At 72.5% G+C, this 17,482-nt stretch carries 18 protein-coding genes; 8 read left to right on the top strand and 10 right to left on the bottom strand.

From position 1 onward, the window contains the following. Positions 1–73: 73 nt before the first annotated feature. Positions 74–1,381 (bottom strand): acyl-CoA dehydrogenase family protein, encoded by a 1,308-nt coding sequence (locus AC2A1K_RS04755; RefSeq protein ID WP_483895178.1) that lies wholly within the window; start codon positions 1,379–1,381, stop codon positions 74–76. Positions 1,382–1,482: 101 nt separating this feature from the next. On the opposite strand from AC2A1K_RS04755, the gene AC2A1K_RS04750 reads away from it, so the two are divergent. Further along, entirely contained in the window at positions 1,483–2,247 is a 765-nt protein-coding gene (locus AC2A1K_RS04750; RefSeq protein ID WP_483895177.1) for a GntR family transcriptional regulator, read from the top strand. On the opposite strand, the gene phtC is transcribed toward AC2A1K_RS04750, so the two are convergent. The 7 genes from phtC to AC2A1K_RS04715 form a co-directional block, all read right to left on the bottom strand. Beyond that, on the bottom strand, positions 2,214–2,945 hold the full coding sequence (gene phtC / locus AC2A1K_RS04745; protein WP_483895176.1) for a 3,4-dihydroxyphthalate decarboxylase: 732 nt from the start codon (positions 2,943–2,945) through the stop codon (positions 2,214–2,216). The two genes, AC2A1K_RS04750 and phtC, sit on opposite strands and share 34 nt — an antisense overlap. Then, complete coding sequence (gene hcaB, locus AC2A1K_RS04740; protein ID WP_483895175.1) at positions 2,942–3,721, bottom strand: 3-(cis-5,6-dihydroxycyclohexa-1,3-dien-1-yl)propanoate dehydrogenase; 780 nt, start codon at positions 3,719–3,721, stop codon at positions 2,942–2,944. The genes phtC and hcaB overlap by 4 nt, the downstream gene beginning before the upstream one ends. Continuing rightward, positions 3,714–3,941: a dihydrodiol dehydrogenase gene (locus AC2A1K_RS04735; RefSeq protein WP_483895174.1), complete on the bottom strand. Its 228-nt coding sequence runs from the start codon at positions 3,939–3,941 to the stop codon at positions 3,714–3,716. The genes hcaB and AC2A1K_RS04735 overlap by 8 nt, the downstream gene beginning before the upstream one ends. After that, the gene (locus AC2A1K_RS04730) at positions 3,938–4,504 is read right to left on the bottom strand and encodes a 3-phenylpropionate/cinnamic acid dioxygenase subunit beta (RefSeq protein ID WP_483895173.1); all 567 of its coding nucleotides are present in this window, start codon (positions 4,502–4,504) and stop codon (positions 3,938–3,940) included. Before AC2A1K_RS04730 ends, AC2A1K_RS04735 begins: the two co-directional genes overlap by 4 nt. Further along, entirely contained in the window at positions 4,501–5,892 is a 1,392-nt protein-coding gene (locus AC2A1K_RS04725) for a Rieske 2Fe-2S domain-containing protein (protein ID WP_483895172.1), read from the bottom strand. Before AC2A1K_RS04725 ends, AC2A1K_RS04730 begins: the two co-directional genes overlap by 4 nt. Before the next feature lie 84 nt (positions 5,893–5,976). Then, positions 5,977–6,762, bottom strand: coding sequence for an IclR family transcriptional regulator (locus tag AC2A1K_RS04720; protein ID WP_483895171.1), 786 nt, complete (start codon positions 6,760–6,762; stop codon positions 5,977–5,979). Between the two features lie 52 nt (positions 6,763–6,814). Continuing rightward, the gene (locus tag AC2A1K_RS04715) at positions 6,815–8,182 is read right to left on the bottom strand and encodes an SLC13 family permease (protein WP_483895170.1); all 1,368 of its coding nucleotides are present in this window, start codon (positions 8,180–8,182) and stop codon (positions 6,815–6,817) included. Between the two features lie 66 nt (positions 8,183–8,248). Between AC2A1K_RS04715 and AC2A1K_RS04710 the strand changes: the two genes are divergently transcribed. Together AC2A1K_RS04710 and AC2A1K_RS04705 are read left to right on the top strand one after the other, a co-directional pair. Beyond that, positions 8,249–9,934 (top strand): thiamine pyrophosphate-binding protein, encoded by a 1,686-nt coding sequence (locus AC2A1K_RS04710; RefSeq protein WP_483895169.1) that lies wholly within the window; start codon positions 8,249–8,251, stop codon positions 9,932–9,934. A 19-nt stretch (positions 9,935–9,953) separates the two neighbouring features. After that, entirely contained in the window at positions 9,954–10,946 is a 993-nt protein-coding gene (locus AC2A1K_RS04705) for a substrate-binding domain-containing protein (RefSeq protein ID WP_483895168.1), read from the top strand. Positions 10,947–10,988: 42 nt separating this feature from the next. On the opposite strand, the gene AC2A1K_RS04700 is transcribed toward AC2A1K_RS04705, so the two are convergent. Together AC2A1K_RS04700 and AC2A1K_RS04695 are read right to left on the bottom strand one after the other, a co-directional pair. Further along, positions 10,989–11,396, bottom strand: a complete 408-nt coding sequence (locus AC2A1K_RS04700; protein WP_483895473.1) for a MarR family winged helix-turn-helix transcriptional regulator — start codon at positions 11,394–11,396, stop codon at positions 10,989–10,991. Between the two features lie 144 nt (positions 11,397–11,540). Further along, positions 11,541–13,046, bottom strand: coding sequence for a S10 family peptidase (locus AC2A1K_RS04695; protein ID WP_483895167.1), 1,506 nt, complete (start codon positions 13,044–13,046; stop codon positions 11,541–11,543). A 170-nt stretch (positions 13,047–13,216) separates the two neighbouring features. Between AC2A1K_RS04695 and AC2A1K_RS04690 the strand changes: the two genes are divergently transcribed. The 5 genes from AC2A1K_RS04690 to AC2A1K_RS04670 all read left to right on the top strand — a co-directional run bounded on the left by AC2A1K_RS04690 (position 13,217) and on the right by AC2A1K_RS04670 (position 17,420). After that, positions 13,217–13,633 (top strand): cupin domain-containing protein, encoded by a 417-nt coding sequence (locus tag AC2A1K_RS04690; protein WP_483895166.1) that lies wholly within the window; start codon positions 13,217–13,219, stop codon positions 13,631–13,633. Positions 13,634–13,942: 309 nt separating this feature from the next. Continuing rightward, on the top strand, positions 13,943–14,722 hold the full coding sequence (locus AC2A1K_RS04685) for a FadR/GntR family transcriptional regulator (protein WP_483895165.1): 780 nt from the start codon (positions 13,943–13,945) through the stop codon (positions 14,720–14,722). A 33-nt stretch (positions 14,723–14,755) separates the two neighbouring features. Next, on the top strand, positions 14,756–15,277 hold the full coding sequence (locus AC2A1K_RS04680; RefSeq protein ID WP_483895164.1) for a MaoC family dehydratase: 522 nt from the start codon (positions 14,756–14,758) through the stop codon (positions 15,275–15,277). Between the two features lie 66 nt (positions 15,278–15,343). Continuing rightward, positions 15,344–16,543 (top strand): CaiB/BaiF CoA transferase family protein, encoded by a 1,200-nt coding sequence (locus AC2A1K_RS04675; protein WP_483895163.1) that lies wholly within the window; start codon positions 15,344–15,346, stop codon positions 16,541–16,543. A 10-nt stretch (positions 16,544–16,553) separates the two neighbouring features. Continuing rightward, a complete protein-coding gene (locus AC2A1K_RS04670) occupies positions 16,554–17,420 on the top strand; it encodes an SDR family NAD(P)-dependent oxidoreductase (RefSeq protein WP_483895162.1) in 867 nt (288 codons plus the stop codon). Positions 17,421–17,482 lie beyond the last annotated feature (62 nt).

The raw sequence follows: 17,482 nt of genomic DNA, 5'->3' as shown, positions 1-17,482 counted from the left end.
GGTCCGTGGCGTGCCGGAGATCGCAGGACGGCGCGACGCAGGAGCGCCGGCCTGCGCATCTCCTCGGCGTCGATCAAACGAGCGCGGTGACGCCGTCGGTGAGGCCGAGCAGGGCCCGCCCGTACACCTCGGTGGAGATCGCCGGGCTGATGACCGCGTGACGCGAGGCGACCTCGGAGTCGCGCCAGATCCGCTGCAGGGGGCTCGCCTCGGCGAAGGAGCCGGCGCCGTGGGCCGAGACGAGCGTCCGGATCGCCTCGCGCGCGTTCTCGATCGCGGCGCCGGTGTCCATCCGCACGCGGGCCCGGGCCACGTAGTCGGGGTACACGCCGTCGGCGGCCGCCTGGTCGATGTCGGCGGCGGCGCGATAGGCGAACAGGTGGGCCGCGTCGACCAGCGAGGCCGCCTTGGCCACGGCGAGCTGGAAGGTCGGGGCCTCGGTCTGGACGTCGTAGAAGGTGTAGGAGACCGAGCGCTTCGGTGCCTTCTCGATGACGAGGTCGAGCGCGGCCTGGGCGAGGCCGAGCTGCGGGCCGGCGAGCACGAGCGCGGCGACCGGGATGAACGCCGAGCGGTAGAGCGCCTCGTCGGTGTGCTCGGTGCCGTAGCGCCCGCCGATGGCGGCCGGGATGGAGATGACCCGGTGCTCGGGAACGAGGACGTCGCGCGCGACCAGGGTGTTCGAGCCGGTGCCGCGCATGCCCGCGACGAACCACGTGTCCTCGATGGTCAGGTCGGTCATCGGCACCAGCGCCAGGCCCTGGTCGACGACCTCGCCGTGCTCGTCCGCCCATCCCGTCACTTCGCTCGCCCCGGCGGGCACCGGGAACCCGACCACGGCCCACTGCGCGTGCAGGCAGCCCGACGCCCAGCCCCACGTCCCGGTCACCCGGTAGCCGCCGTCGACCTTCGTCGCCTCCGCCGACGGCGCGAGCACACCGGCGACGCGCGCGCCCGGCGATCCACCGCCCCCCGTCGCTCCGCTCGCCCCGGCCTCCCACAGGTCGCGCTGCGCCTGGTCGGGGAAGAGGCCCGCGAAGAACGCGCAGACGTTCATCAGCGTCGTGACCCACGCGGTCGACCCGCACCCGCGGGCGAGCTCGCGGGACACCTCGAGCTTCGTGCGGATGTCGGTCTCGAGGCCGCCGAGGCGTCGCGGCTTCATGATCGAGAAGAGGCCCGCCTCGTCGATCAGCGCGATGCTCTCGTCCGCGACCCGGCGGTCCTCCTCGGTGCGCGCCGCGTGGCGGGCCAGCACCGGGACGATCTCGCGCGCCCGTCCGACCAGGTCGGCCCGCAGGGCGCGGGCGGCGTCGGTCGTGCCGGGGCGGTCGAGCGAACATTCCGCCGCAGAAGTTGTGACGGTGGACGGTGACGTCATTCGGAGCACCTCCGCTTCCCGGCCACGTCGGCGTGACCTGTGCCACGAGCGAACGCTAGAGCGCTAAGTTATAAGATGTCAATGCGGCTATGCTGCCGCACGTGCCGGACCAGATGGGGGTGGCCGTGGACGGGGGCGTGCGCTCGGTGGCGTCGCGCAAGGCGTCGGCGGTCGACCTCGTGCTGCACGAGATCCGCCGCTCGATCCTGTCCGGGGAGCTGCCGCCGGGGCGCCCGTTCACGGTCCCGGCGCTCACCGCGCAGCTCGGGGTGAGCCACGTGCCGGTGCGCGAGGCACTGCGCCAGCTCGAGGCCCAGGGCCTGATCACGCTGAGCCCCTCGCGCAGCGCGATCGTGACCCCGCTCGACCCCGACGACCTGTGTGCCATCTACCGGCTGCGGATCCTGGTCGAGCCCGAGCTGGCCGCGCTCTCGGCGCCCGACCGCACCGACGAGCAGATCGCGTCCCTGGACGCCCTGGTGCGCGAGACGTTCGGCGAGGTGCTGCAGGAGGCGTTCTGGGCGCCGCACCGCGCGTTCCACGCCGCGATGATCGAGCCGGCCGCGAGCGAGTGGGACCGGCGGATGCTCGCCCCGCTCTGGGACGCCTCCGAGCGCTACACCCGGCTCGTCTTCGACCCGGTCGAGGCGCCCGAGTCGTTCGCCGAGCACCGCGCGCACGCGCACGACGAGATCGTCGACGCGGCCCGCTCGCGGGACCCGCAGCGCGTGCGCGACGCGGTGCGCGAGCACCTCGAGAACAACCTCGCCACGATGCGCCGCGAGATGCGCACGCTCGACGCCGCACGCCGGCGGCGCTGGAGCGGCGGCGATCAGGAGACCGGGGGCAGGCTCGCCACCTCGTGACGCCAGGCGGTGTCGTGGGTGAAGCCGCCGCCGAGGTCGGGGAGCTCGGCGAGATCCTCCGGCGGCAGGTCGCGCGGGATGCCGCCGGCGCGGGCGACGGCGAGCGTCATCGCCGCGAGCGCGTCGACGCTGCGGGCGCGCAGCACGGCCTCCTCGACCGAGGCGCCGGTCGCGGTCAGGCCGTGGCCGCGCAGCAGGACGACGGGCCGGTCGCCGAGGGCCGCGACCATCTCGCCCGAGAGCGCGCGGTTGCGCACGAGCACCGCGCGCGGGTACACCGGCACTCCCCCGGCGGCGAGGTGGGCGCCGGGGATGTCGAAGGCGCCGACGATCGGGCGCAGTGTCAGGCCGGCGAGGTCGGCGGCGACCGTGTCGGGTGGGTGGGCGTGCACGACGGCGTGGACGTCGGGCCGCGCGCGCAGCACCTCGGTGTGCAGCGGCAGCTCGTTCGGCACGGTCCAGCCCTGGTCGGGGCCGTCGGCGAGCTCCCCGTCGAGGGTCACCAGCCGCACGTCGGCGAGCGTGGTGAACGCCAGCCCGCGCTCCTGCGGGCCGCGGCAGCGCACGAGGCAACGGTCGGCTCCGTCACCACGAGGGACGCGCAGGCTGACGTGCCCGAGCACCCCCGGCGCGAGCCCGCGGTGGGCGAGGACGCGGCACGCGGTGGCGATCAGCGCGCGCTGCTCGCTGAGCGTCATCCCTTGACCCCGATCCCACCGTCGGGGTGCACGACGTCGCCGGTGATGCCCCGCGAGCGCTCCGAGGCGAGCGCGACGTAGCTCCAGGCGTGGTCCTGCGCGGTGAGCGCCACCTGCAGCGGCACACGGGCGGCGAGCTCGGCGGCCCGGTCCGGCGTGTCGGCCAGGCGCCGGTCGGCCTGCCCGAGGCTCGCCGCGCCGCGCAGGTCGGTGTGCACGGTGCCGCCGGGGGCCACGGCGTTCACCCGGACCTCGGGGGCGAGCTCGTGCGCGAGCGCGGTGACGAGCCCGCGCACCGCGAACTTCGAGCCGACGTAGAGGACGCCGCCGCGCCCGGGGTGGAACGACGACGTCGAGGCAGTGAGCACGACCGTGCCGCGGTGCGCGCGGAGCTGGTCCAGCGCCGCCCGCACGCCGTGCAGGTGGCTCTTGACGTTGACGGCGAACACCTCGTCGAAGGCGGCGTCGAGCACGTCCGCGTCGATGTCGCCCAGACCGCGGTAGAAGTCGAAGATCCCGACGCAGCTGACGAACAGGTCCAGGCCACCGAACGCCTCGACCGTGGCGGCGACGGCGCGCTCGTTGTCCGCCCGGGTGGTGGCGTCGCCGGTGACGACGGGGACACCGCCGTCCCGCAGCGCCGCCGCCTTGTCGGGGTCCTTCTCCAGCGCCGCGACCCGGGCACCCTCGACGTGGAACGCGTCGACCACGGCCCGCCCGATGCCCGACCCCGCGCCGACCACGAGGGCGCGGCGTCCGGCGAGCCAGTCAGTCATCGCTCACCGGGAGCGGCCCGTACGGGTTGCCGATCATCGCCGAGAACACGTCGTCGGACTGCCAGGTCAGCGCCTCGAGCTCCAGCGGGCACAGCGCCACCCACTGCCCCGACCGCGGCGAGGAGATCAGCAGCCGGGCACCGTTGCGCGTCTCGACCTTGCGCACGCGCACCTCGGCGAACTCGTTGCCCAGGGTGATGCCCTCGTCCCCGCCGCTCACAGGAAGATCGCCAGGTTCTGGGTCCGCAGCACGGACTCGTCGACGGACACGGTGCGCCGGGCGAGCATCCAGTGCCCCGCCGACGGCGCGGTGCCCGTGGGGTCGCGGCGCAGCAGGTCCTCGCGGCCGGCCGAGATCAGCGAGGGCTCACGGACGTCGCCGCGGCTGCGGAAGAGCAGCACCGCGGACTCCACGATCACCTCGTCCTCCGTGCCGTCCACGGGGAACGTCCGCACGTTGCCGACGTGGTGGCGCAGGCGCGAGGGCGGGTCCTCGGTCCAGGCGTGCTCGGTGGCGAACCGCGCCACGCGCCGCGACAGCGAGTAGTGGTCCTCGTCGAAGTGCGCCATCCCCGGGGCGGTGTCGAAGCCCGCGCTGCGCGCCGTCGAGACCCGCACGGGCATGAGGTAGCGGACGTCGGCGGTCATCAGCGACATCCAGGTGTCGTAGTCCTGGGTGTCGAGCAGCGCGGCCTCGTCGACGAGGAACTGGTGGGCCTCGAGGTGGCGCGGGTCGCCGAACGAGAGGCAGCGGGCGATCGTGCGCGGGGCCGGCGCGGTCACGGCGTCCCCCCGACGTCCCCAGAGCCGAGATTCACCGTGCCGGGGCCCGGCGCCGGGGCGTCGAGCGCGTCGGCCCAGGCCCGCAGCATCGCGCGCTGGTTGTACTCGCCGAACCCGACGTACGCGACACCCGGCCCGGAGAAGTGGGCGAGCGGCGGCGAGACGGGCTTGTCGTCGGCGAGCAGGCCCATCCGGCTGTTGAGGCGCAGGCGCCGCGCCATCGAGCCCGCGGCCGTCGACGTGATCGACACCCAGTTCTCGACGTCGTCCTGCTCGAACATTCCCGTCGAGCCGAAGCACATCAGGTAGGCCTTGTAGGACAGCTCCTTGAACCGCGGCGGCGCGTTCCGGTCCACCGCGAACCACGACAGCACCTCGGTCTCGTCGGCCGACACCGGCTGCCACTGGCGCAGCGAGATGAAGGGGACGACGTCGTCGGACGCTCCGTCTCCAGCGTCTTCGACCTTCGGCCAGTTGTGCACCAGCGAGAGGTTCGGGAACGCCGACGCCGCCGACACCATGAATCCGTCGTCGCCGACCATCGCCCGGTGAGCGTCGCTCCACGTCGCGCGCATCCGCGCGATCATCTCGTCGGGGTAACCGACGTAGCGCAGGCGCTCGTCGAGGGTGCCGGGCGGCAGCTTGTAGGTCGTCCCGCCGCCGCGGCCCGCCCAGTAGAGCGCGCCCTCCTTGCGCTTCGAGGCCTTCGGCTCCCGGAAGAGCCCGATCTCCACGACGCTCGAGTGCGTGTGCGGCGTGTGGTAGCTGTCGCCGGCGAAGTTCTCCGCGCCGATCTTCCAGTTCGCCTTCACCCGCCAGCGCTGCGGCCCGACGAGCTCGATGCCCTCGGGGCTCTGCCGCGTGTAGAAGTCCAGGTAGAACGTGAAGTCGCCGAGGTACTCGCGCAACGGCGGCGCCGCCGGGTCGAGGCTGACGAAGATCAGGCCGTTGTAGGTGTCGAGCGACGGGGCCGGCAGCAGCGTCTGGCCCTTGCGCCGGAACCCCTCCTCGCCGCCGTAGGCCTCGGCGTGGAACGGCAGGCCGACCAGGCGACCGTCGTTCTTGTACGACCACCCGTGGTAGGGGCAGCGGAAGTGCGACGCGTTGCCCATCTCGGCGCGGCAGACCTGCATCCCGCGGTGCAGGCACATGTTGAACATCGCCCGCACGGCGCCGGACTCGTCACGGCTGACGATGAACGAGTCGTCGACGACCCGGCGCACGACGTAGTCGCCCGCGCGCGGGATCTCCGACTCGTGCGCCAGGAACATCCACGAGCGCCCGAAGACCCGCTCCTTCTCGAGGGCGAAGATCTCGTCGTCGTTGTAGATGTGCGCGGGGATCATCCCCTGCCGGACGTCCTCGAGGACGGCGCCCTGATCCCGCATCCGGAGCTCCCGATTCTGCTCAGCAGATAGCTTCTCCTTCAGGGAGAGAGTGCGGGACCACTGCGGGCACGTCAAGACGCGGGGTCAGAGCAGGAGGTCGTCGATCTCGCGGGCGGCGTCGCGCACGGCCTCGAGCATCGTCGACCACCGCGGTTCACCGAGGCGGCTGACGGGTCCCGACGCGTTGACGGCGTGCCGCGGCGTCCGCGCGCCGGCGAGCGCGACGGCGATCGAACCGACCCCGTCCTCGCTCTCCTCCCGGCTGGTCGCGTAGCCGTCCCGGCGGATCGCGGCGAGGTGTTCGAGCAGCTCGGTGCGCGTGCCGATCGAGTGCTCCGTCATGCGCTCGAGCTCCTCGGACGGGTAGAGCGCCCGCACCTCGGCGTCGGTCAGCGTCGCCAGCATCGCCTTGCCGTTCGACGTGCAGTGCGCCGGCACCGATCGGCCGAGACGCCCGCCGACCCGCAGCGCCCGGCTGCTCTCCAGCGAGTCGATGAAGTGCACCTGGTCGCCCTCGAGACGGCCGAGGTGCACGGTCTCCTCGAGCGTCGCGTTGAGCTTCTCCAGGACCGGGCGAGCCTGGGTGCGCACGTCCTGCCGGCGCAGGATGCCCAGCGCGACGTCGTCGAGCGACGGGCCGGGCACGTAGCTGCGCGTCGCGGCGTCCTGCCGCACGAAACCGCGGTACTGCAGCATCGCGAGCAGCCGGTGCGCGGTCGAGGTGGCGACCCCGAGGTACTGGCTGACGTCGGTCAGCCGCAACCGCGGCCTGCTGCCCAGCAGCAGCAGCACCTTGAGCGCGTTGTCCACCGAGTCGATCGGGTACTGCGGCGTCGACCCGAACTCGGGTACCGGCGCGGCCGGGTCCATCCCGCGAGCCTACGGACTGTCTGGTGTGCAGAAGACGATCGGCAGGGGTGACTCATGAGGCCGGCAGGATGAACGCCACCCAGCACAGCACCGGGGCGACGAGGATGAGGGTGAGCCCCCAGGCCAGCAGGGTCCGGAACACCTGCGCCCGGCCCTCCTCCGGGGCGTTGGCGAGCGTCAGGGCGCCGACCGAGGAGAACGGCGTCGAGTCGACGACGGTCGCGGAGACCGCGAGCGCGACGATCACGCCGGCGGCGCCGACCTGCCCGCTGACCAGGAACGGCGCGGCCAGCGGGATGAGCACGCCGAGCAGGCCGGCGCTGGACGCGAACGCCGAGGTGGCTGCGCCGACCAGGCACAGCAGGAACGCCACGAGCAGCGGCACACCGAGACCGGAGATACCGCGGCCGACGGCGTCGATGGTGCCGTAGCGCTCGAGCGCCTCGACGTAGGTGACGACGCCGCAGATCAGCAGCACGACGGTCCAGACGATGCGCTTGTCGGCGCCCTTGACCCGCTCCGGGAACGCCAGGTGCAGCAACGCCGCGCCGAGCAGCGCGAGGAAGCCGATCTCGGCGCCGAACACCAGGGCGCCGACGGCCACCCCGACGACCACGACCAGCGAGATCCACTGGTCGGCGCGCAGCGCGGTGCGGGGTTCGATCGCTGTCGTCGTGGTGGTGGTCACCGGCGCCGCGACCGTGGTGCCCGACGACCCGGCCGGCACCGGCGTCCCCGCGGGCGGCGAGGACGGCGCGTCGACGGTGGTCGGTGCGCCGCCGGCCGGGAGCTCGCCGGGCGCATCGGCCGGCCGCCGACGCAGCCGCAGCCCGCCGAACAGGAGGTACGCGGCGGCGCCGAGCACCAGGTTCGCGATCAGGTTGCCGAAGAAGAGCTGGGCCGGGGCGACGTCCAGGCCGGCGGCTCCGGCCGCCCGGTTGACGATCACGGCGAGCCCGTTGAGCGGCGAGAAGTTCCCGGCCGACGAGCCGTGGATGACCATGAGCGCGGACAGCCGGCGGTCGATGCCGTAGCGCTCCCCCAGCCCCATGCACAGCGGGGCGAGCATGGCCACACCGGCCGGGCCGAGGGCGCCGGCCATGGTCGGGATCGCCGCGAACAGGAAGATCAGCCAGGGCACGAGCGCCGGCCGGTCGCCGAGCAGCCCGCAGGCGCGGTCGAGCAGCCAGGACAGCGTGCCGTTCACCGTGACCAGCCCGAAGAGGTAGGTCACGCCGACCAGCAGCACGAACAGGTCGGGCGGGAAGCCGGACAGGACGTCGTCGACGCTCTCGTGCGCCACCAGGGTCCCGACGAGGAACGTGGCGATGAGGGCGAGGACACCGATGTTGACCGGGCGCAGCGTGCCGATCACGAAGACCAGCACGAGCCCGATGACCCCGATGACGTGGACGGACACGGTGACCACTCCCGTTCAGCAGAAGTCTTCTCTGCGGTGAAGAAGAGTGTCTGCCAGGCTCGCGCCGTGTCAACCGTCACAGGGCGCACCGCCTCGACCACCCCCCGCACCGGCGCCGACCTCGTCGTCGCCTGCCTGGCCGCCGAGGGCGTCGACGTCGTGGCCGGCGTCCCCGGCACGACGGTGATGGAGGTGATCGACGCGATGGCCCGCCGCGACGACGTCCGCTACCTGGCCACGCGCCACGAGCAGGTCGCCGGGTTCCTCGCCGACGGCCTCTCCCGGGGCGGCGGGCTGGGTGCCTGCCTGGTGTCCCGCGGGCCCGGGGCGGCGAACGCGGCGATCGCCGTGCAGAACGCCTACGACGAGTCGGTGCCGATGCTGCTGCTCGTCGGCCAGGTCGCCGACCGCATCGTCGAGCGCCGGGCGTTCGAGGAGGCCGACGTCGTGGCGACCTTCCGCCCGATGAGCAAGTGGGCGGTGGAGGTCCGGCGCGCCGACCGCATCCCCGAGCTGCTCCAGCGCGCCGTGCGCACCGCCGTCACCGGGCGGCCCGGGCCGGTGGTCGTGTCGCTCCCCCTCGACGTCCTGCAGGACACGGTCGACGCCGAGCCGGCCGCTCGTTTCCGCGCCTGCCCGCCCGCACCGGATCCCGGCGGGGTCGCCGCGGCGGCCGCCCTCCTCGCGCGGGCCGCCCGACCGCTGGTGATCGCGGGCGGCGGCGCCGCCGGGGCCCCCGAGGTCCTCACCACGCTCGCCGACCGCGCCGGCGCGACCCTCGTCACCACCTGGCTGCGCCAGGGCGCGGTGTCCCACGACCATCCTGCCTACCTCGGGTCGCTGGGCTACGGCGTCCACGACGTCACCTGGCGCGCGGCCGCCGAGGCCGACGTCGTCGTGGCGCTGGGCTGCCGGTTCTCGGAGTTCAGCACCCGGCGCTGGACGCTGCTCGCCGACGACGTCCGCCTCGTCCACGTCGACGTCGATCCCGTCGAGCTCGGGCGGGTGTACGTGCCGGAGGTCGGGCTCGTCGCCGACGCCGCGGCCACCGCGCGAGCACTCACCGCCGCACTCCCCGAGGCCCCCGGCGACCGCATCGAGCGGCGAGGACGGTTGCGCGCCGAGTACGAGACCGCGACCGCGCCCGACTCCCCGGTACTCGACACCGACGACCCCCGCGGCGGGGTCAGCAGCCGCGCCGCCGTCGCCGCCCTGGCGCCGCTGGTGAAGCGCGACGACCTCGTGCTCGTGCAGGACGCGCCGAGCTTCGGGCCGTGGACCCACCGCTACCTGCGCCTGCCCGAGCCCGGGCGGTTCTTCGGCTCCGCCGGTGGCGCGATGGCCTGGGGCCTGCCCGCCGCCATGGGCCTGACCCTCGCCGACCCCGCGCGGCGGGCGATGTGCGTCAGCGGCGACGGCAGCTTCTGGATGGTCGCCCAGGATCTCGAGACCTGCGTGCGCGAGCGGCTGCCCGTCGTGAACGTCGTCATGAACAACAACGCCTACGGGAACACCCGCGACCGGCAGCGGCTCGCGCACGAGGAGCGCTACCTCGGGGTGTTCTACGACAACGCCGACCTCGCGGCGTTCGCGCGGTCGCTGGGCGGCTTCGGGGTGCGCGTCGAGCGCGACGAGGAGCTCGCCCCCGCCCTGCAGGCCGCCCTCGACCAGGACCTCCCCGCGGTCGTCGACGTCATCCAGGATCCGATGTACGGGCTGCCGCCGGGACTGGTCCCGCCGGCATCGAGATGACGAGTCGGTGAGGAGTCCCGTGCCCCGCGTCCCGATCACCCTCGCCTGCTGGGACTACGACCGCACCCGCGCGCTCGAGGACGGCACCGTCGCGGTTGACGGCGTCGACCTCACCTACCTGCGCCTCCCGGTCGAGGAGACCTTCTTCCGCATGCTGCGCCACGGCGAGTTCGACGCGGCGGAGATGTCGCTCGCCTCGTACGTCACGCGGCTCGCGACCGGCGACGAGTCGCTCGTCGCCATCCCCGTCTTCCCGTCGCGGGCGTTCCGCCACCACGGCATCTACGTCCACACCGGCGCCGGGATCCGCGAGCCCGCCGACCTGGCCGGGCGCATCGTCGGCGTGCCCGAGTACCAGCTGACGGCGTGCGTGTGGATCCGCGGGATCCTGGCCGACCACCACCGCGTGCCGGTGGCGTCGGTGCGCTACCGCACCGGCGGCATGCACGCACCCGGCCGCGTCGAGAAGCAGGCGCTGGCCCTCCCCCCGGAGATCGACGTCGCCCCGATCGCGTCGGATCGCACGCTCGCCGACATGCTCGTCAGCGGGGAGGTCGACGCGCTCTACGCGCCCCGCACCCCGCGGCCGTTGCGCGAGGGCGACCCGGCCGTCGCCCGCCTGTTCGCCGACCCCCGCGCCGCCGAGGAGCGCTACGCCGCGGAGACCGGGATCTTCCCGATCATGCACGTGATCGTGCTGCGCGCCGACGTCCACGCACGCCTGCCGTGGCTCGCGCGCTCGCTGCTCGACGCCTTCACCCGCGCCAAGGCAGTGACCGAGAACCGGCTCGACGAGGTCGCGGCGAATCCGACGATGCTGCCGTGGCTCTACGACGACATCGCCGGCGTCCGGGGCCTGCTCGGACGCGACTTCTGGCCCTACGGCCTCGAGCCCAACCGGCACGTGCTGACGACGTTCCTGCGCTACGCCCACCAGCAGGGGCTGACGTCGCGGCTCCTCACGCCCGACGAGCTCTTCGTCGCGTCGACGCGGGAGGACCACGTGGTCTAGGGCCGCTGTCCGACGTCGGATACCCCGGCGACCGCGCGGCGATCAGCCCGTAGGTCGGCCCTCGACCTGCGCGAGCACCGCGTCGGCGATCTCCGCCCAGGCCTGCACCTGCGCGTCGTCGAGGCCGTCGAACACGAGCGACCGGACCACCTCGACGTGCGCCGGCGCCGCCGCCTCGATGGTGCGACGACCGGCGGCGCTCAGCACGACGAAGGCCCCGCGGGCATCGTCCGGGCAGTCCTGGCGCTCGAGCAGGCCGCGGCGCTCCATCCGCGAGAGCTGGTGGGACAGGCGGCTCTTCTCCCACTGCAGGTGGTCGGCGAGCTCCTGGACGCGCAGGGGCCCGTGCTGCCTCTCGCTCAGCGCGACGAGCACGTCGAAGTCGGCCAGCGACAGCCCCGAATCGGCCTGGAGACGCCGGTTGAGCCGGGCATGCACCCGCGCCTGCATCGCGAGGTGGCCGCGCCACGCGCGCTGCTGGCGGTCGTCGAGCCACCGGGTCCGCGTCACACCCGCGACTCTAGTTGACACGTCACCAAAATGCGAGAAGGGTAGGTGACCTGTCAACGATTACCGAGGCCCGCGACCGCGTCCTCACCGCTCCGGCGCCGCCTCGGCCACGAACCGCGCGATCGCCGCCGTGAACTCGCGCCGGCTCTCGGTCCAGGCGTAGAACATGTGCCCGCCCTCGAAGTGATGCACCGTGAGGCGCTCGGCCGTGCCCGGGTCGAGGCGCATGAGGTTGCACAGGCGGTCGGTCGCGAAGTACGGCGTCTGCAGGTCGTGGCGGCCGTGGGTGATGAACGCGCGCGTGTGCGGGTTGAGCGCCATGCCGTACCGGAAGTCGTCGGTCGCGCCGGGGATCGGCTGGAGGTAGACGACCGAGGCATCGTTCTTCCAGCTCATCACCACGTCGGTGTTGAGGAGCTTGTACTCGCGGTCGGTGTCGACGCCGATCTCCGAGCGCAGGACGCGGTTGACCCCGGCGGTGAACACCGGGCCGATGCCGGTGAGCGTGGGGTCGCCACCGGTGAAGACCTCGCGGTCCGGGAACGGGTCGGTGGTCGTCACCGTCGCGTCGTAGCGGCCGATCACCCGGCCCTCGTCGCGGAGCAGCTCGCGGGTGAACGTGGCGACCCGCACCCGCCCGGCCATGCGCGTGACGAAGGCGAGCGACATGCCGAGAAGGTCGGCGAGGCGCTGCATCACGCGCTCGCGCTCCTCGACCGGCATCGAGGCGCCACGGGTGAGGAACACGGCGTACTCGCCGGTCGCGAACTCCTCGGCCGTGCGGCGGACCTCGGCGAGCGGGGTCTCCGGCGCGAACGCCCGGGAACGTCCGTGATGGTGGGCGGCGAGCACCATCGTCGGCAGGACGTCGACCCACGGCACCACGTCGTAGTCGCCGCCACCCAGCGCCCCGACCGCGAGCCCGGCGAACTCGAGGGCCGGCGAGATCAGGATCGACCCGGCGATCCCGATCCCGGCGCTCTCCTGCAGCACGCGCGTGAGCCGACCGACGCGGTAGCCGCCGTAGCTCTCGCCGGCGAGGAGCACCGGCGAGCTCCAGCGCCCGTTCTCGGACAGCCACCGCCCGATGAACTCCGACATCGCCGCGAGGTCGCTGTCGGTGCCGAAGTAGGCGTGGGGGTCGGCGTCCTTCGCCTCGCCGTCCTTGCCCTCCTTCTCGATCATGCGGCTGAACCCGGTGCCGACGGGGTCGACGAACACGAGGTCGGTGAACGCGAGCCACGAGTCCTCGTTGGTGACGAGCCGCGGCGGCGGGGCGGGCATCGTGCCGTCGCCGGGGACGTCGACGCGCAGCGGGCCGAGCGCGCCGACGTGCAGGTACGCCGACGACGCGCCCGGACCGCCGTTGAAGACGAAGGTCACCGGCCGCTCCTCGCCGGAGCCCGCGACGTAGGCGACCGAGAACACCTCCGCGGTGGGCTTCTCCTCCTTGCGCAGCACGAGCCAGCGCGCGGTCGCCTCGTACTCGACGCCGTTCCAGGTGCCGGTGGTCGAGGCGCCCTCCGGCGGCTCGTGGGTCGGCCCGCCGCTGGTCGGGGCCGGCTTCTCGGTGGCCTCGCCGCCGTTCATCGGTCATTCCTCCTGCCGGGTCGGTGACTCCCGGGCAATCGAAGGGCATGCCGCCGCGGCACGGTCAACCCGGTGCGGGCACGGACAGAGATCCTCGGGAAGGCCGGCGAGGGCGGGGCGGACCTCGCGGGGGTAGAGGCGGCGAGCACGTACGCCGCACGCTGGTCCCCATGAACGAAGCGAGCATCGAGCGCGCCGACGACGGCGCCTTCCCCTACCTGCTGCACGAGGGGGAAGCGCCGGTGCAGGCGCAGTGGTACTTCCGCACCCAGACGCGGCTGCCGGTCGCCGTGCACCGGTGGGTCTTCCCGCCCGGCGCGACCGAGGGCAACCATGTCCACGGCCACGACCACGCCCTCGACGAGCTCTACCTGCTCGTGTCGGGTCGGGCGACGATGACCCTCGGCGAGCGCCGCGTCGAGATGGTCGCCGGCGACGCGCTGCTCGCGCCGGCAGGCGTCGACCACGGCGTGCGCAACGACGGGACCGAGCCCGCCGAGTTCGTCGTCGTGTGGGGCGAGCCGGGCGCGGGATTCGACTGGAGCCGGTACGGCACGGGGCGGGCGGCGGAGGCGGCCAGCCCGTGACCCCGGCCGCGACCCTCGGCAGGCAGATGGCGGCACGACCACCCGCGGCGAGGCTCGGCCGCCCTGGCCGATCGCGAGCCGGGCCGGGAGCCGACTCGGCCGGGATACCCATGAAGTAGCCAGGCGATCAGCTGTGCGCACCCACACCGGCCCCCCGGCGACGTCCCGGACGTCCGCGCCCGATGCCGGCAACCGTTCCCGGCCCCACCGATTCGCGATCACCGACGACGTGATGGATGTCGTGACCGATCCAGCATCCTCCGTCTGTAGGGTTGATATGGACCAACAGCCGGGAAGGGGGCCTGTGCCGTGAGCGTGAACCAGGAGGCGAGCAGTTCTCCGTTCGCCCGCATGGTGCCGTCGTCGGGCGGGTTCAGCCGCGGGTCGAAGACGTCGGAGCGCATCGCGAGCACCCTCGTCGAGGACATCATCAACGGTGGCCTCGCGCCCGGTGACCGCCTCCCGAACGAGGCGAGCATGGCCGAGAGGTTCCAGGTCGGACGCGGGTCCGTGCGAGAGGCGCTACGCCTGCTCGAGGTGCACGGGATGATCAGCCTTCGGTCCGGACCGAAGGGCGGCCCCGTGATGATCGCCGTCGATCCGCGAGCCGTGGGCCGCACCCTGTCGCTCTATCTGAGTCTTCGCGGCGCCACGATGGAGGAGCTCGTCGAGACCCGCCTGATCCTCGAGCCCAACGTGGCTCGTCTCGCGGCGGAGCACCGGTCGGAGGAGTCCACGAACCGCCTGAGGGCCGCGCTCGACGCCGAGGCCGAGGGAGGTGAGTCCGGCTACATCGACGCAGCCAACGAGTTCCACTACGTCCTCGCGACGATGACCGGCAACCGGGTCCTGGACCTCGTCGCCACGTCGCTCAAGGACCTCTACACCACGCGCGTGGTCGGTGCCGGCTTCGCCCAGCAGACCACCGACCCGAGCATCAAGCTCGAGCACCGCGAGATCGGAGAAGCGATCCTCCGCGGGGACGCCGAGGCGGCCGAGAACCTGATGAGGGCTCACATGAGCTACTACACGCAGAAGATCCGAGAGATCGCGCCCCACTTCCCGGCGAGTCGCATCCACTGGGAGTAGCTCGGATCTATGCGCATGGTAATATTGATTGCCATGGTGATCCACAAGGCGGAGCTCGGGCGCTACCTCGACGACTTCGCCGAGGGCGACGTCTACCAGCACCCCCTCGGTCGAACCATCAGCGAAGCCGACTGCACGTGGATGACGCTGCTCACCTGCAACACCAACCAGAACCACTTCAACGCGGACCTCGCTCGCCAGAACCCGGTCTCCGACGGGCGCATCCTCGTGAACTCGGGCTTGACGATCGCGCTCGTCCTCGGCCTGACCGTCCTGGACATGAGCCAGAACGCCGTGGCGAACCTCGGGCTCACCGACCTCCGCCTGACGCATCCGGTCCACGTCGGCGACACCCTCTACGCCGAGAGCCTGTGCACCGAGGTGCGATCCAGCAGCTCCCGACCGGAGGTCGGCATCGTCTCGATGCGCTCGCGGGGCCTGAACCAGGACGGCGACGAGGTCATGTCGTGGCACCGCTCCGTCATGGTCCCGACCCGGGCCAGCGGCGTCGGTCAGAACTACTTCCCCGTGGCGAAGGCGGGCCCGATGGCCTGACACGTCCTTGTCGGGCGCCCTATCTATATGTATGGTTCGTATAGAAGCAGCGTTCGAGGGAGGCTCATGGACGTCCGACAGGGCGCACTCGCCGGATTGAAGGTCGTCGAGTTCGCGCACGTCATCGCGGGACCGCTCGCCGGCACCCTCCTGGCGGACCTCGGGGCCGAGGTCGTCCATGTCGAGGACCCAGGCGCAGGGGACCCGCAGCGCAACGCCGGGCCCGCGCGGAACGGCGCCCACCTGTGGTGGAAGGTCTCCGCACGCAACAAGCGCTCGGTGACGCTGAACCTCCGTACGGAGGAAGGACGTTCACTGGCCCGCGAGCTCGCGGCCTGGGCGGACGTCGTGATCACCAACTTCCGGGTGGCCACCCTCGAGAAGTGGGGCCTGGACTACCGCTCCCTCCAGAACGTCAACGCCAAGATCATCATGCTGCAGGTGACGGGCTACGGGGCAACCTCGAGCCGGCGCAATCAGCCGGGCTTCGGCAAGGTGGGCGAGGCGATGAGCGGCGTCGTGAACATCACCGGCTTCGCCGACGGCCCTCCCGTCCACACCGGCTTCTCACACGGCGACTCGGTGACGGGTCTGATGGGCGCGTTCGCCATCCAGGCGGCGCTGTACCGTCGCGCTCACGATCCGCAGTTCGACGGCGAGTGGATCGACCTCGCCCTCTACGACGGGCTGTTCCGACTCATCGAGTGGCAGGTCGTGTTCTACGACCAGCTGGGCGAGGTGCCGGAGCGTGTGGGCAACCGGCTCGCGGCGGCTCCCGCCGCTGTCATCAACACCTTCCGGACGGTCGACGATCGCTGGATCACCGTCACCTCTGGCACACCCCGGTCGGTCCGCAACGTCGCCGAGTTGGTCGGCGAGGACGTCACTCTGTACGCGACCCCGGCACAGCAGGTCGAACGTCGCGAACACCTCGACGGCCTGCTGGCGGACTGGATCGCACACCGCACGCTCGCGGAGTGCCTCGAGGTCATGGGCAGGCTGGAGGTCGTGGCCTCGACGATCTACACCGTCGAGGACATCCTCAAGGACGACACCTTCCGCGAGCGCGACAACATCGTCGAGATCGAGGACCCGGATCTGGGGCCGCTCCGGATGCAGGGGGTCGTTCCCCGGATGACCAACCACCCCGGAGAGGTGTGGCGCACCGCGCCCGCGCTGGGTGAGGACAACGAGCGGGTCTACGGCGACTACCTCGGCAAGTCCGGTGAGGACCTCGCGGAGCTCGCCTCGACCCGGACGATCTGAGCGGACGGGCGTGAACCGGGAGCAAGAGCGCGACGGCGCGCTCGAGGTACCGCATCTCGCCCGCCGAGGACGGCTGGAAGGGCGCGTCGCCGTCGTGACCGGCGCCGGCTCCGCCGGCGCGATGCCCGGCACGGGTGCTGCGATGGCGATCACCTTCGCCGCCGAGGGCGCCGCGGTCGCGGTGCTCGACCGGGACGGCGACCGGGCCGAGCACACCCTGCGTGCCATCGGCCGGGATGACCGCGCCGTCACGGTCACAGCAGACATCACCGATCCCGCCGCGTGTGCGCGTGCCGTCGAGGAGGTCTCGGAGCGGTTCGGAGCCGTGGACGTCCTCGTCAACAACGCGGCGATCGCTCCGGACGAGGGATCCTCCAGCGACGGGACCTGGATCGACGTCATGGACGTCAACCTGCGGGGCGCCAAGCTCATGACCGATGCCGTGATTCCCGGGATGGGCGAAGCCGGCCAGGGGTCGATCATCATGATCAGTTCGGTGGCGGGGATCCGCGGGGGCGCCGGACCGGCCTACTCGGCAGCCAAGGCCGGCATGATCGGGCTGGCGAAGGCCCTCGCGTTCACGCATGGCCGCGAGGGCATCCGCGCCAACGTGGTCGCGCCCGGCCACGTCGCCGTCCCGATGGGACTGGGCTACTCGGGTGGAGGGTGGGACGGCGACGTCAACCGTCGTCGCCTGCGCGCGAAGGCGAGCCTCCTCGGCACCGAGGGCACGGCCTGGGACGTCGCGAACTCCGCGTTGTTCTTCGCGAGCGACGACTCCCGGTACGTCACCGGATCGGTGCTCGCCGTCGACGGAGGGACCACGGAGGTGATGCCGATCGTCATGCATCCCCTGCTCTCGGACGGCGCGAACTGACCCATCCGTCACCGCGGCATCGGGCGCGTCCTTCGTCCCGCAGGCTGCCGATCGGACTTCAG

The sequence above is a fragment of the Actinomycetospora sp. 2LY8.5 genome (assembly GCF_057180585.1).
This window is presented reverse-complemented; position numbering and strand designations above follow the sequence as displayed.